The following is a 13,696-nucleotide window of genomic DNA, read 5'->3' as shown; positions in this document are numbered from 1 at the left end:
ATGGCTGTCAAGGTTCTGGTGGTGGACGACTCCGGCTTCTTTCGCCGGCGTGTTACGGAAATTCTGTCCGCCGACCCCAGCATTCAGGTAGTGGGTACGGCCACCAACGGGCGTGAAGCGATCGATCAGGCGCTGGCTCTCAAGCCGGACGTGATTACCATGGATTACGAGATGCCGATGATGGATGGCATCACGGCCGTGCGTAACATCATGCAGCGTTGCCCGACCCCGGTGTTGATGTTCTCTTCGCTGACTCATGAAGGCGCGCGGGTCACCCTCGATGCGCTGGATGCGGGGGCGGTGGACTTCTTGCCGAAGAATTTCGAGGACATCTCGCGCAACCCGCAGAAGGTTCAGCAGATGCTCTGCGAGAAGGTGCACACCATCGCGCGCAGCAATCGTCGTTTCAGCTCCGCAGCCGTGGCGCCGACAGCCGTTGCTACACCCGCACCGGCCCAGCCGCGCCCAGCCGCGCCTGCCCGGCCGGTACCGGCACCGGCTCCCACAGCGCCCGTGCGTACCTCGGCAACTGGTGGGCATTCTGCTGCGCCCAAGCGCAAGGCCTACAGACTGGTGGCCATTGGCACCTCCACCGGCGGGCCGGTGGCCCTGCAGCGGGTGCTGACTCAATTGCCCGCCAATTTTCCGGCCCCCATCGTGCTGATCCAGCACATGCCGGCGGCCTTCACCAAGGCCTTCGCCGAGCGCCTGGACAAGCTGTGCCGGATCCAGGTCAAGGAGGCCGAGGATGGCGACATCATGCGCCCTGGCCTGGCGCTCCTGGCGCCGGGCGGCAAGCAGATGATGGTCGATGCCCGCGGCGCGGTGAGAATCCTGCCGGGTGACGAGCGTCTCAACTACAAGCCTTGCGTCGACATCACTTTCGGTTCGGCTGCCAAGTCCTTCCATGACAAGGTGCTGGCCGTGGTGCTCACCGGCATGGGTGCCGATGGTCGCGAGGGCGCGCGTCTGCTCAAGCAGAGTGGCAGTCAGGTCTGGGCTCAGGACGAGGCCAGTTGCGTCATCTATGGCATGCCGATGGCGGTGGTCAAGGCCGATCTGGCCGATGCGGTCTACGACCTCGACGAGATCGGTCGCCACCTGACCGAGGCCTGTCAGTGATGATGCTTGATGCGGGCGAGCCTGCATGGATGTTCTGAGCCTCATTGGCGTCATCCTGGCGTTCGTCGCCATTCTCGGCGGCAACTACCTCGAAGGTGGGCATGCTTCGGCGCTGCTCAATGGCCCTGCAGCGCTGATCGTCATCGGCGGTACCCTGGGGGCTGCCTTCCTGCAGACGCCGATCAACGTCTTCAAGCGCTCGATGAGTGTGCTGCGCTGGATCTTCTTCCCGCCGCGCATCGACCTGCTCGGCGGTATCGAGCGCGTCGTCGGATGGAGCACGGTGGCGCGCAAGGAGGGCCTGCTCGGCCTGGAGGCGGTGGCTGACGCCGAGCCCGATGCCTATGCGCGCAAAGGCTTGCAACTGCTGGTCGATGGCGCCGAGCCGGAGGCCATCCGCAGTATTCTCGAAGTCGATCTCTACACCCAGGAAGCGCGCGACATCCAGGCGGCCAAGGTGTTCGAGAGCATGGGCGGCTACGCGCCGACCATCGGCATCATCGGTGCGGTGATGGGGCTGATTCACGTCATGGGCAACCTGGCTGATCCCGCTATGCTCGGCAGCGGCATTGCCGTGGCCTTCGTGGCGACCATCTACGGTGTGGGCTTTGCCAACCTGCTGCTGTTGCCAGCGGGCAACAAGCTCAAGTCCATCGCGCTGCGCCAGTCGCGTTATCGCGAGATGCTCCTGGAGGGCATCCTGTCGATTGCCGAAGGCGAGAATCCGCGTTCCATCGAGCTGAAGCTGCAAGGCTTCATGGACTGATGGAGGCATGGCATGGCGCGCAGACGGCATCAGGAAGAACACGAGAATCACGAACGCTGGTTGGTGTCCTACGCCGACTTCATCACCTTGCTGTTCGCCTTCTTCGTGGTGATGTATTCGATCTCTTCGATCAACGAAGGCAAGTACAAGATTCTGTCGGACTCCCTGACCGGGGTGTTCAACCAGCCGGACCGTTCGGTCAAGCCTATCCCCGTCGGCGAGGAGCGCCCGCGCAGTTCCCAGGCGCAGGACGACACGCCGGACGACGACAGCGAGATGACCGACACCACCCTGCGCAGCATCGCCTCCAGCGTGCGCAGCGCCTTTGGCGATCTGCTGCAGAGCGATCAGTTGACCATTCGCGGCAACGAGATGTGGATCGAGATCGAGTTGAGCTCCAGCCTGCTGTTTCCCAGCGGCGATGCCTTGCCCAACGACAAGGCGTTCGACATCATCGAAAAGGTTGCCAAGATTCTGGCGCCCTACGAAAACCCGGTGAAGGTGGAAGGCTTCACCGATAACCTGCCGATTCAGACCAGCCAGTTCCCCACCAACTGGGAGCTGTCTGCGGCACGCGCTGCCAGCATCGTGCGTATGCTGGCCATGGATGGTGTCAACCCTGCACGTTTGTCTGCAGTGGGGTATGGTGAGTACCAGCCGGTCGCCGACAACGCCACGCCCGAGGGGCGTGCGCGTAACCGTCGTGTGGTATTGGTAATCTCGCGTGATCTGGACAATCGCCGCAACAGCGGCAGTACGGCGGCGCAGCAAGGCGGAGCTGGCACGCAACCTGCTATAGCGCCAGGGCAGGGGGCCTCGCAACCGTGAGCCGTCAATTTATCGGTCACCGTGCAGTAGCGGTGACAGCCATTCTCGGCTTCAACGCGTCGCGCCGGGAGGATGAGAGAACATGAAAGTCTGGGCAGTAGCCAATCAGAAAGGTGGTGTCGGCAAGACCACCACGTCCATCGCCCTGGCTGGCCTGTTGGCCGATGCCGGCAAGCGTGTGATCGTCGTCGACCTCGACCCGCATGGATCCATGACCAGTTACTTCGGGCACGATCCCGATGCACTGGAGCACAGTTGCTTCGACCTGTTCCTGCATCAGGGCAACGTGCCGCAGGGCTTGCCCAGGCAACTGCTGCATGGCACCAGCCACGAAAACATCGCCCTGTTGCCGTCGAGCACCGCCCTGGCCACGCTGGAGCGCCAGTCGCCTGGACAGAGTGGCCTCGGCCTGGTCATCGCCAAGAGTCTGGCGCAGCTCTGGGAAGACTTCGACCACGCCATCATCGACAGCCCGCCGCTGCTCGGCGTGCTGATGGTCAACGCCCTGGCCGCCAGTCAGCAACTGGTGATCCCGGTGCAGACCGAGTTTCTCGCGGTCAAGGGCCTGGAGCGGATGATCACCACCCTGACCATGATCAACCGTTCGCGCAAGCAGGCGCTGCCCTATACCATCGTGCCGACCCTGTTCGACCGGCGTACCCAGGCCTCGATGAGTACCCTGAAGCTGTTGCGCAACACCTATCCCGACAACCTCTGGCCGGCTTACGTACCGGTGGATACCCGTCTGCGTGATGCCAGTCGTGCAGGCCGCACGCCGTCGCAGTTCGACCCCACCAGTCGTGGCGTGATCGCCTATCGCGCGCTGCTCAAGCATCTGCTGAACCATCAGCCCGCCGCGCAGGTAGCCTGAAATGCCGGTCTATGCTGAACTGCACTCAAGCCGGGTCACTGTGCGGCCGATAAGCTGTACAGCTTTTCATCACGGGATCCATCCATGAGTCGTCCCCTCGCCACCGCTACGCGCTCGCAACTGGCCCTGCAGTCCTACCTCGACGGTTTGCTGCAGGAAGCCGCCGTCGAGCTGGAAATGTCCGTCAGCCTCGACGAGTTCGAGGCTGCCGTGCTCGAAGAACAGATACGCGATGCCCGCATGGTGCCGCCCGTGGCCAAGCCCGTGCTGGTCGAACCGCTGGCGAAGCCGGCGCCCGTCGAGCCACTGGCGCAGCCAGCAGCGGTCGTGCCCGAGGTGCGCTCGGTACCCGTGGAGCCCGAGGTGCAGGCGCCTGCGCGAGTGATCGAGTTGGCACCGCCGGTGAGTGCGGCTCAAGGCGAAGCTCCCACGCCGCCGCTTGGCCCTTCACTCGATGGCAGGCCGGCCTGGGCCGAGGAACCGTTCGAGTGCCTGCTGTTCGATGTCGCTGGTCTGACCCTGGCTGTGCCGCTGGTGTGCCTGGGTTCGATCTACCCGCTCGAGGGCCAGGAGCTGACCCCGTTGTTCGGCCAGCCGGACTGGTTTCTCGGGCTACTGCCCGGCCAGTCCGGCAACCTCAAGGTGCTGGATACGGCGCGCTGGGTAATGCCTGACCGCTATCGTGACGACTTCCGTGAAGGCCTGCAGTACGTGATTTCGGTGGGTGGCTATGAGTGGGGGTTGGCGGTGCATCAGGTCAGCCGCTCGATCCGCCTCGACCCCAGCGAGGTGAAGTGGCGCAGTCAGCGCACGCAACGCCCCTGGCTGGCGGGCACGGTGATCGAGCAGATGTGCGCCTTGCTCGACGTCGAGGCCCTAGCCGAATTGATCGCCAGTGGTGCCGTCAAAAGCATGGCCGGCACAAAAGCACACTGAGAATTGGTGAGTCCGGGCAAACGGGCTCTATAGTTAATGACAAGCGGGTTCAACCGCGCGTGCCGCACTGAGCGGTTTTTGACGAGGCTAGGGACATGAAGAAAAGTTCTGCACAAGGTGCCGAAGATCCGATTCTGCAGTGGGTGACCTTTCGCCTGGACAACGAGACCTACGGCATCAATGTGATGCAGGTGCAGGAAGTCCTGCGCTACACCGAGATCGCGCCGGTTCCGGGTGCACCGAGCTACGTGCTGGGCATCATCAACCTGCGCGGCAACGTGGTCACGGTGATCGATACCCGCCAGCGCTTCGGTCTGGGCTCGGCGCCGGTCACCGATAACACCCGTATCGTCATCATCGAGGCCGACAAGCAGGTGGTGGGCATCCTGGTCGACAGCGTCGCCGAGGTGGTCTACCTGCGCCAATCGGAAGTCGAGACGGCGCCGAACGTTGGCAACGACGAGACGGCCAAGTTCATCCAGGGCGTGTGCAACAAGAACGGCGAACTGCTGATTCTGGTCGAGCTGGACAAGATGATGTCCGAGGAAGAGTGGTCGGAGCTGGAGAGCATCTGAGCCATGTCCGAGTTCGCCATGCTCGCTGCGGCCCTGGCCTTGGTGGCGCTGCTATGTGTGGCATTGGGCATCGTCTGCAACGGCCTGTACCGCAGTCAGCAGCGTTTGCTGGTGGAGCAGGCCAAGCGCGACGCCGTGCGCGATGCGCGGATTCGCGAGCTGACCAAGCGCCTGGACGCCTACCTGACCGGCAGCATCCGCATGGGTGAGGAACTGCACGAGCTGCGTCGTGTGGTGGCACCGCTGCCGGACAAGGTCAGCCAGATCGAACAGCGCGACCCCAACAGCCTGTCCTTCACCCAGGCGGCGCGCCTGGTGGGGATGGGCGCCAGCGTCGATGACCTCACCCAGTCCTGTGGCCTGAGCAAGGCCGAGGCCGAGCTGATCAGCCGCTTGCACCAACCACGCAGCAAGCAGTCGTAACTCCCAATATTTAGGTTCTTCGTGGAGTCTCGGGGAAAATAGTATTGACACTGGACTGGCAAGTTTGTGTTGTCTTGTGTTGGTGTTCTGGGCGCCGCTTTGGGTGTTTTCAGCGACTCCGGGTTTCGCCCCCTCGGGCGACTCACTTTTCTTTGAAATCGTTAGCGCGCCTGAACGAGTGGGCATTCCATAGGTTGCTCGGCGTGCTCTAGTGATTGTGACGTCGCTGCTGGGTCGTCGAGTTAAACCAATACTTTCATTCGCGCAGTTTCATGCGCTTGGATCGCTTGCCGGCTTGCAGCCGGCATTCAGGTCAGCCCTAAGGCTGACCCATGCTCAGGTACTCCGCACTATTTCTGGGTTACCGCAGGTTCAGGCGCGTGCAGAGCCCGCTCAGGAGGGCGAACGGAGTCGTCGTGGAAGAGGTTGAGCGACATGGATGTCGCGAGAGCCACGATGGGCCATGGATGGCCCACCGTGGCGGGCCTCTGGAGCGGCGATGGAGTGAGCGAACCCTCGCGCAGCGAGGGCCGGATGATCGGGCGGAAGGTTTTGGTTACTTTGCCCGCAAAGTGACTCGCCCGGGAGGGCGAAACAAAAAACATCAACAAAAACGCGGCAATCCGGAACAAGCCCCCGAACAAGCACTCACACAAACTCGCCAGCCCGGTGTCAACCAAGCATTCCCCCAAAAATGCGAAGAACCAATATTCACTTATTCGGGCGCCGGGCCAGAAAGGCGGGGCAGGGGAGGGGTGACGTCGCGCTCGTCCTCTGGCGCCTGGAAACCTGGTGGCGTCTTGCCCTTGAGGTGCCAGGCGAAGGCGATGATCTCGGCGATGCAGCGGTACAGCGATTCGGGGATGGCGTCGCCCAGCTCCAGGCGTGCCAGCAGACGCACCAGCTCGGCATTCTCATAGATCGGCACTTCGTATTCGCGGGCGATGGCGAGGATGGCTTCGGCCAGTTCGTCGTCACCCTTGGCGCTGAGCAGCGGCGCACTCTGCCCGTCGTAGTTGAGGGCGATGGCCTGGCGAGCGGCAGGTTGTTGTTTGCGGCTCATGCGGTTTCATCCACCCAGCGTTGTTCCAGCGAGGTCTTCGGCCCCTGAGGCGGCATGCCCTGGCTGCAGGCCAGTTCACCGACTTCCAGGCCGGCAGCCTGCAGGCGCTCACGCAGGTTGCCCAGCTCGGCGTTGATCAGCGCCGTGGTCTCGGCCCGCTCGGCCCATAGCTGGCTGGACAGGCTGCCGCGCAACAATTGCGCACGTACCTGCAGCGGGCCCAGATGTTCCAGGTCGAAGGCCAGGTCGATGCGCCAGAGGGTTTCCTTCTGTTCGTTCTTCTGCCCCTTGGCATTGCCTTCTTCGCGTTGCAGCTTGATCTGCAGCGGGATGATCTCCTGCTGGTGGCGCATGGGCAGTTCCAGTTGCCAGGTGGTCAGCAGGTTGCCGTTGGCATCCACCTGGGTCTGCGCCAGGCTCGACAACTGGTGGGTCTGCAAGCGGGAAATGGCGGCGGCGGCCAATTTCAGCAGAGCCTCCAGGTCGGCTTCGCCTTCTTCCATGTTCTGCAGCAGGCGCGAGGGCAGGGGGAAGCTCAGCGCCTGTTGGCGCGCCGAGCTGCCGCTGCTGTTGATTCCCAGCATCTGTCGCGCCATGGCGGGCAGGTTCTGGGTGATGGCGCCCTGCAGCCCGGCCAGGGTGGCGGCGCCGCCCGGCGTTTGCGGCAGCATCTGCGCGATCAGGCGCAGCAGGTTGGCCTTCAGATCCTGTGGCAGGGCGCTAGTCTGGCCATGCAGCAGTTTGGCTTCGAGCAGCGCGCCGCTGCTTTCCAGGGCTTTGGCCAGGCCTTTGGCGGTGCTGAGTTGGTCGCTGCTGGGCAGGGCGCCGAGCAGTTTGTCGATGCTGGTGCGCAGGCTTTCGTCGCCACCGGCCAGATTCTGCAAGCCTTTGAACAGGCCCTCCAGGGATCCCTGGCGGTTCTGCTGGGCGGCCAGTTGCTGGCCCAGCACCAGTTGATCCAGGCGGCCGCTCAAAGGCAGGAAGCTCAGGCTCTGGCTGCCTTGCACCTGAGCGCTGAGTAGACTGCCGACTGGCAATGGCATGGGGCTGTCGACGGCCAGCTTGCTGCCGGCCAGCGGCGTGTTGAGCAGATTGACCAGCAGACGGTAGACCTGCTGGGCGTTCTGCGCGGGCAGAGGCAAGGGCTCACGGCTGATCACCTTGCCCTGCACCAGAGTGCCGAGAGGCAGTTGTTGCAGGTCGAGGCTGGTCAGTGCTTTGTCGCCCCCGGCTTGCAGCGCCAGGGCCAGACGGGTATCGGACAGCGCGGTGACCACCAGAGCGCTGCCCTGGGCCAGCGGGCGTGGGCTCTCGGCTTGCAGGGTGGTCTGCTTGCCACCTTCCAGGGTCAGTTTCAGCAGCAACTGGAAGCTCTGCGCCTGTTCGCGCACGGCCACCACTTCGGCCTTGGCGCTTTCCCCGGCGGCGAGCATGCCCTCCAACGGCTGCAGCAGGCGCACGGCCATGTCCGCCGCCGTCGCGCTGCTGCGAATCGGTGGCGGGGAGGGGGGAAGCGGGCGTGGGCTGCTGATCTCGCTCATGGGCTCTCAGGTGTCGGGTGGCGTACTGCTACGCAAGTACGCTCTGCGGCTGGTTCGTCTGTTTGCAGGGGGCACGATACCGGGTTCACCCTACTCGATTCACACCCTGTCGAAAATGCTGACTGCGGGTGCCGTGCCGTGACATGTATAATGCCGCCCCGTTGCGCACAGCGCTTCCGGCACGCCTCAGTATAGCGGCCGAACCATCGCCGACTTGAACCCTGCCAGGTATCGATGACCTCTTCCGTTCCTCTTCTCGAAGCCGTGGCGCTCTCTTGTGAGCGGGATTGGCGCATGCTCTTCGAGCACCTGGCGTTCCGTCTCGAGCCCGGTGACATGCTGCAGATCAGTGGCCCCAACGGCAGTGGCAAGACCAGCTTGCTGCGCCTGATCGCCGGGCTGCGTCAGCCGACTGCCGGGGACATCCTGCTGCAGGGACGGGCGCTCACCGAGCAGCGCAGCGAACTGGCGCGCAACCTGTTGTGGATTGGCCATGCCGCTGGCATCAAGAGCTTGCTGACGGCCGAGGAGAACCTGGCCTGGCTCTGCGCGCTGCATCGCCCAGCCAGCCGTGAGGCGATCTGGCAGGCATTGGAGGCCGTCGGCCTGCGCGGTTTCGAGGACGTGCCCTGCCACACCCTGTCCGCTGGCCAACAGCGCCGTGTGGCTCTGGCGCGCTTGTATCTGGCCGATACGCCGCCGCTGTGGGTGCTCGACGAACCCTTCACCGCGTTGGATAAACATGGCGTGGCACAACTCGAAGCGCACCTGGCCAGCCATTGCCAGCGTGGCGGCGTGGTGGTGCTGACCACCCATCACAGCCTGCAGCACAAGCCGGCCACCTATCGCGAACTCGATCTGGGGCAGCACGCCGCATGAGCAACGTCTTCACGCAATTGCTCAGCCGCGAGATGCGCCTGCTGGCCCGTCGCCCATCCGACCTGGCCAACCCGCTGGTGTTCTTCGCCATCGTCATCGCCCTGTTCCCCTTGGCGGTGGGGCCGGAGACGCAATTGTTGCAAACCCTTTCCCCCGGCCTGGTCTGGGTGGCGGCGCTATTGGCCGTGCTGCTCTCGCTGGATGGGCTTTTTCGCAGTGATTTCGAGGATGGCTCGCTGGAACAGTGGGTCCTTTCGTCGCACCCCCTGCCTCTTCTGGTGTTGGCCAAGGTGCTGGCACACTGGTTGTTCAGCGGCCTGGCCCTGGTATTGCTGGCGCCCCTGCTGGCGCTGATGCTCGGCTTGCCCGGGCGTTGCCTGCCGGTGCTGCTGATCTCCCTGCTGCTCGGCACTCCGGTGCTGAGCCTGCTTGGCGCGGTGGGCGCGGCGCTCACCGTCGGTCTCAAGCGCGGCGGTTTGCTGCTGGCGCTGCTGATTCTGCCGCTGTACATCCCGGTGCTGATTCTCGGCAGCGGGGCGTTGCAGGCGGCCCTGCAAGGATTGCCGGCGAGCGGCCACCTGTTGTGGCTGGCGAGCCTCACTGCCCTGGCGGTGACCCTGACACCTTTTGCGATTGCCGCCGGCCTGACCATCAGCGTCGGTGAATAAGAACGAACCGTGATGTAGCCCGGATGCAATCCGGGAGCTCTCGATAGCCTCCCCGGAGTTCCTCCGGGCTACGTGTAGATGATGAGTCGAGCGAATGAACTGGACGTGGTTTCACAAATGGGGTTCGCCCAAGTGGTTCTATGAGATGAGCGGTCGTTGGCTGCCCTGGCTCAGCGTCGCCGCCGTGCTGTTGATCATCACAGGCCTGGTCTGGGGCCTGGCCTTCGCGCCACCGGACTACCAGCAGGGCAACAGCTTCCGCATCATCTACATCCATGTGCCGGCCGCGTTCCTGGCGCAATCGATCTACGTCATGCTCGCCGTCGCCGGCCTGGTGGGGCTGGTATGGAAGATGAAGCTGGCCGACGTCGCCCTGCAGCAGGCTGCGCCCATTGGCGCCTGGATGACCTTCATCGCATTGATCACCGGCGCCATCTGGGGCAAGCCGACCTGGGGCACCTACTGGGTGTGGGACGCGCGCCTGACCTCCATGCTGATCCTGCTGTTCCTCTACTTCGGCGTCATCGCCCTGGGCAACGCCATCAGCAACCGCGACAGCGCCGCCAAGGCCTGCGCCGTGCTGGCCATCGTCGGCGTGGTCAACATCCCGATCATCAAGTACTCGGTGGAATGGTGGAACTCGCTGCACCAGACCGCCACCTTCAAGATCACCGAGAAGCCGGCCATGCCGGTGGAAATGTGGCTGCCGCTGCTGCTCGCGGTATTGGGCTTCTACTGCTTCTTCGGCGCCGTGCTGCTCTATCGCATGCGTCTTGAAGTGCTCAAGCGCGAATCGCGCAGCAGTTGGGTGAAGAGCGAAGTGCAGAACCTGGTGGAGGGCCGCGCATGAGCTTTTCCTCGTTTGCCGAGTTCCTCGCCATGGGCACCCATGGTGCCTATGTGTGGAGCGCCTATGGCATCAGCCTGGTGGTTCTGTTGCTGAATGTGGCGCTGCCGATCCTGGCGCGCCGCCGTTATCTGCAAGACGAGGCGCGTCGTTTGCGCCGGGAGAAGTCCAAGTGAATCCGGTTCGCAAGAAACGCCTGTACATCGTTCTGGCCATCCTCTGCGGCGTAGGTATCGCCGTGGCGCTGGCGCTCAGTGCGTTGCAGCAGAACATCAACCTGTTCTACACCCCGACGCAGATCGCCAATGGCGAAGCGCCGGAAGGCACCCGCATCCGTGCCGGTGGCCTGGTCGAGGAGGGCTCGGTGAAGCGCTCGGCCGATTCGTTGGAAGTGGACTTCGTGGTCACCGATGGCGCCCATGAGGTGACCATCCGCTACCACGGCATCCTCCCGGATCTGTTCCGCGAAGGGCAGGGCATCGTCGCCCTCGGCCGGGTCAACGAGCAGGGTGTGCTGGTGGCCGACGAGGTGCTGGCCAAGCACGACGAGAACTACATGCCGCCGGAAGTGATGCAGGCGCTGGAAAAGAGCGGGATGAAGCAGAAACACGATGCCGCGACCGCCGGCAAGCAGAGTTACCAGCAGGAGAACGCGCAATGATCCCTGAACTGGGCCAACTGGCAATGATTCTGGCCCTGTGCCTGGCGTTGGTGCAGGCCACCTTGCCGCTGATCGGCGCCTGGCGCGGTGACCACCAGTGGATGAGCCTGGCGCAACCGGCGGCCTGGGGGCAGTTTGCCTTCCTGGCGTTCTCCTTCGGCTGTCTGACCTACGCCTTCATGGTCGACGATTTCTCCGTGGCCTACGTGGCGCACAACTCCAACACGGCGCTGCCCTGGTTCTACAAGTTCAGTGCCGTATGGGGCGCGCACGAGGGCTCCTTGCTGCTCTGGGCGCTGATCCTGGGGGGCTGGACTTTCGCCGTGGCGATCTTCTCGCGCCACCTGCCGGAGGAAATGCTCGCTCGCGTGCTGGCGGTGATGGGCATGATCAGCGTCGGCTTCCTGCTGTTTCTGATCATCACCTCCAACCCCTTCGAGCGCCTGCTGCCCAACGTGCCGGTCGACGGTCGCGACCTCAACCCGCTGCTGCAGGACTTCGGCCTGATCGTGCATCCGCCGATGCTGTACATGGGCTATGTCGGTTTCTCCGTCGCTTTCGCCTTCGCCATCGCCGCGTTGCTCGGCGGCAAGCTGGACGCCGCCTGGGCGCGCTGGTCGCGGCCCTGGACCATAGTCGCCTGGGCCTTCCTCGGCATCGGCATTGCCCTCGGTTCCTGGTGGGCCTACTACGAACTGGGCTGGGGCGGCTGGTGGTTCTGGGATCCGGTGGAAAATGCCTCGTTCATGCCCTGGCTGGTGGGCACCGCGCTGATTCACTCGCTGGCCGTGACCGAGAAGCGTGGTGTGTTCAAGAGCTGGACGGTATGGCTGGCCATCGCTGCCTTCTCCCTCAGCCTGCTGGGAACCTTCCTGGTGCGCTCCGGCGTGCTGACCTCGGTGCATGCCTTCGCCACCGACCCGGAGCGCGGCGTGTTCATCCTCGCCTTCCTGTTTTTAGTTGTGGGTGGCTCTCTGGTGCTGTTCGCGGTGCGCGCGCCTGTGGTCAAGAGCCAGGTGGGCTTTGGCCTGTGGTCGCGCGAGACGCTGCTGCTGGTCAACAATATCGTGTTAATGGTTGCGGCGGCGGTGATCCTGCTCGGCACCCTCTACCCCCTGATGCTGGATATTCTCTTCGGCGCCAAGCTGTCGGTCGGCCCGCCTTACTTCAACGCCTTGTTCCTGCCGCTGATGGCACTGCTGATGGCGGTGATCGCCGTTGGCGTGATCGTGCGCTGGAAGGACACTCCATTGAAATGGCTGGTCGGCATGCTGACGCCGGTACTGGTGGCCAGCGTGGTGCTGGCCGTGATCGCCACCTTCCTCCACGGCGATTTCCACTGGGCGGTGCTGGCCGTCTGCCTGTTGGCCTTCTGGGTGGTTCTGGCTGGCGTGCGCGACGTGCTCGACAAGACCCGTCACAAGGGCCTGCTCAAGGGCTTGCCGAGCCTGGGCCGCAGCTACTGGGGCATGCAACTGGCACATTTCGGCTTCGCCTTCTGCGCCCTCGGCGTGGTGCTCACCAGCCTGGGCAGCTACGAGCGTGACCTGCGCATGGCGCCGGGCGATTCGGTGGAGCTGGGCGGCTATCGCTTCCAGTTCGACGGTGCCGTGCACCACGAAGGCCCCAACTTCATTTCCGACAAGGGCACGGTGCGTGTCTTCGACGGCGAGCGGCAGATCAAGGTGCTGCACCCGGAAAAACGCCTGTACACCGTGCAGCAGGCCACCATGACCGAAGCGGGCATCGACGCCGGCTTCACCCGTGACCTGTTCGTCGCCCTCGGCGAGCCGTTGGAGCAGGGCGCCTGGGCCGTGCGCATCCATATCAAGCCCTTCGTGCGCTGGATCTGGCTCGGCGGCCTGCTGATGGCCTTCGGCGGTTTCCTCGCCGCGGCCGACAAGCGTTATCGGATCAAGGTCAGAACCCGGGTGCGTGAAGCGCTGGGCATGGAGGCTACTGCATGAGACGCCTGTTATTGCTGCTGCCGCTGCTGGCTTTTCTGGCGATGGCCGTATTCCTCTATCGCGGCTTGTTCCTCGATCCCTCCGAGCTGCCATCGGCGCTGATCGGCAAGCCGTTCCCGGCGTTCAGTCTGCCGTCGGTGACCGATCCATCGCGCACCCTGACCCAGGACGACCTCAAGGGCAAGCCGGCTCTGGTCAATGTCTGGGGCACCTGGTGCCCATCCTGCCGCCATGAGCATCCGGTGCTGAACAAGCTGGCCGAAGCTGGCGTGGTCATTCATGGCATCAACTACAAGGATGAACGTGAGCCTGCGCAGAAGTGGCTGCGCGACTTGCACAACCCATATCAGCTCAACATCGAGGATGCCAAGGGTACCTTGGGCCTGGATCTGGGGGTTTACGGCGCGCCGGAAACCTTCTTCATCGATGCCAAGGGCATCATCCGCCACAAATACGTCGGCGCCATCGACGAGCGCATCTGGCGCGAACAATTGGCGCCGATCTATCGAGAACTGGTCGACGAGGCACAGGCACCATGAAAACTACTGC

At 63.8% G+C, this 13,696-nt stretch carries 16 protein-coding genes; 14 read left to right on the top strand and 2 right to left on the bottom strand.

Annotation, left to right across the window (positions count from 1 at the left end; translation table 11 throughout):
• The 7 genes from PVE35_RS16685 (at nucleotide 1) to PVE35_RS16655 (ending at nucleotide 5,521) form a co-directional block, all read left to right on the top strand.
• Nucleotides 1-1,122, top strand: coding sequence for a chemotaxis response regulator protein-glutamate methylesterase (locus PVE35_RS16685; protein ID WP_268178230.1), 1,122 nt, complete (start codon nucleotides 1-3; stop codon nucleotides 1,120-1,122).
• A 25-nt stretch (nucleotides 1,123-1,147) separates the two neighbouring features.
• Nucleotides 1,148-1,888, top strand: coding sequence for a flagellar motor protein (locus tag PVE35_RS16680; RefSeq protein ID WP_277372432.1), 741 nt, complete (start codon nucleotides 1,148-1,150; stop codon nucleotides 1,886-1,888).
• 12 nt (nucleotides 1,889-1,900) lie between these two features.
• Nucleotides 1,901-2,716, top strand: a complete 816-nt coding sequence (gene motD / locus PVE35_RS16675; RefSeq protein WP_277372431.1) for a flagellar motor protein MotD — start codon at nucleotides 1,901-1,903, stop codon at nucleotides 2,714-2,716.
• 82 nt (nucleotides 2,717-2,798) lie between these two features.
• A complete protein-coding gene (locus PVE35_RS16670; protein ID WP_277372430.1) occupies nucleotides 2,799-3,587 on the top strand; it encodes a ParA family protein in 789 nt (262 codons plus the stop codon).
• An 84-nt stretch (nucleotides 3,588-3,671) separates the two neighbouring features.
• Nucleotides 3,672-4,523, top strand: coding sequence for a chemotaxis protein CheW (locus tag PVE35_RS16665; protein WP_268178226.1), 852 nt, complete (start codon nucleotides 3,672-3,674; stop codon nucleotides 4,521-4,523).
• A gap of 95 nt (nucleotides 4,524-4,618) precedes the next feature.
• On the top strand, nucleotides 4,619-5,098 hold the full coding sequence (locus tag PVE35_RS16660) for a chemotaxis protein CheW (protein ID WP_268178225.1): 480 nt from the start codon (nucleotides 4,619-4,621) through the stop codon (nucleotides 5,096-5,098).
• A gap of 3 nt (nucleotides 5,099-5,101) precedes the next feature.
• Nucleotides 5,102-5,521, top strand: coding sequence for a DUF2802 domain-containing protein (locus PVE35_RS16655; RefSeq protein ID WP_277372429.1), 420 nt, complete (start codon nucleotides 5,102-5,104; stop codon nucleotides 5,519-5,521).
• Nucleotides 5,522-6,236: 715 nt separating this feature from the next.
• Here the strand turns inward: PVE35_RS16655 and PVE35_RS16650 are convergent.
• Nucleotides 6,237-6,584 carry an EscU/YscU/HrcU family type III secretion system export apparatus switch protein gene (locus tag PVE35_RS16650; protein ID WP_268178223.1) on the bottom strand — a complete coding sequence of 116 codons (348 nt, stop codon included), beginning with the start codon at nucleotides 6,582-6,584 and terminating at the stop codon, nucleotides 6,237-6,239.
• A complete protein-coding gene (locus PVE35_RS16645; protein WP_277372428.1) occupies nucleotides 6,581-8,125 on the bottom strand; it encodes a flagellar hook-length control protein FliK in 1,545 nt (514 codons plus the stop codon). The genes PVE35_RS16650 and PVE35_RS16645 overlap by 4 nt, the downstream gene beginning before the upstream one ends.
• 234 nt (nucleotides 8,126-8,359) lie before the next feature.
• On the opposite strand from PVE35_RS16645, the gene ccmA reads away from it, so the two are divergent.
• The 7 genes from ccmA to PVE35_RS16610 all read left to right on the top strand — a co-directional run bounded on the left by ccmA (nucleotide 8,360) and on the right by PVE35_RS16610 (nucleotide 13,686).
• Complete coding sequence (gene ccmA, locus PVE35_RS16640; RefSeq protein WP_268178221.1) at nucleotides 8,360-9,004, top strand: cytochrome c biogenesis heme-transporting ATPase CcmA; 645 nt, start codon at nucleotides 8,360-8,362, stop codon at nucleotides 9,002-9,004.
• Nucleotides 9,001-9,672 carry a heme exporter protein CcmB gene (ccmB, locus tag PVE35_RS16635; RefSeq protein ID WP_268178220.1) on the top strand — a complete coding sequence of 224 codons (672 nt, stop codon included), beginning with the start codon at nucleotides 9,001-9,003 and terminating at the stop codon, nucleotides 9,670-9,672. Before ccmA ends, ccmB begins: the two co-directional genes overlap by 4 nt.
• A 94-nt stretch (nucleotides 9,673-9,766) precedes the next feature.
• Nucleotides 9,767-10,522, top strand: coding sequence for a heme ABC transporter permease (locus tag PVE35_RS16630; RefSeq protein WP_268178219.1), 756 nt, complete (start codon nucleotides 9,767-9,769; stop codon nucleotides 10,520-10,522).
• Nucleotides 10,519-10,695, top strand: coding sequence for a heme exporter protein CcmD (gene ccmD / locus PVE35_RS16625; protein WP_268178218.1), 177 nt, complete (start codon nucleotides 10,519-10,521; stop codon nucleotides 10,693-10,695). The genes PVE35_RS16630 and ccmD overlap by 4 nt, the downstream gene beginning before the upstream one ends.
• Nucleotides 10,692-11,180: a cytochrome c maturation protein CcmE gene (gene ccmE, locus PVE35_RS16620; protein ID WP_277372427.1), complete on the top strand. Its 489-nt coding sequence runs from the start codon at nucleotides 10,692-10,694 to the stop codon at nucleotides 11,178-11,180. The genes ccmD and ccmE overlap by 4 nt, the downstream gene beginning before the upstream one ends.
• A complete protein-coding gene (locus PVE35_RS16615) occupies nucleotides 11,177-13,147 on the top strand; it encodes a heme lyase CcmF/NrfE family subunit (RefSeq protein ID WP_277372426.1) in 1,971 nt (656 codons plus the stop codon). Before ccmE ends, PVE35_RS16615 begins: the two co-directional genes overlap by 4 nt.
• Complete coding sequence (locus PVE35_RS16610; protein WP_268178215.1) at nucleotides 13,144-13,686, top strand: DsbE family thiol:disulfide interchange protein; 543 nt, start codon at nucleotides 13,144-13,146, stop codon at nucleotides 13,684-13,686. Before PVE35_RS16615 ends, PVE35_RS16610 begins: the two co-directional genes overlap by 4 nt.
• Nucleotides 13,687-13,696: the final 10 nt, after the last annotated feature.

It is taken from the genome of Pseudomonas sp. AA-38 (assembly GCF_029457475.1).
GTDB lineage: Bacteria > Pseudomonadota > Gammaproteobacteria > Pseudomonadales > Pseudomonadaceae > Aquipseudomonas.
This window is presented reverse-complemented; position numbering and strand designations above follow the sequence as displayed.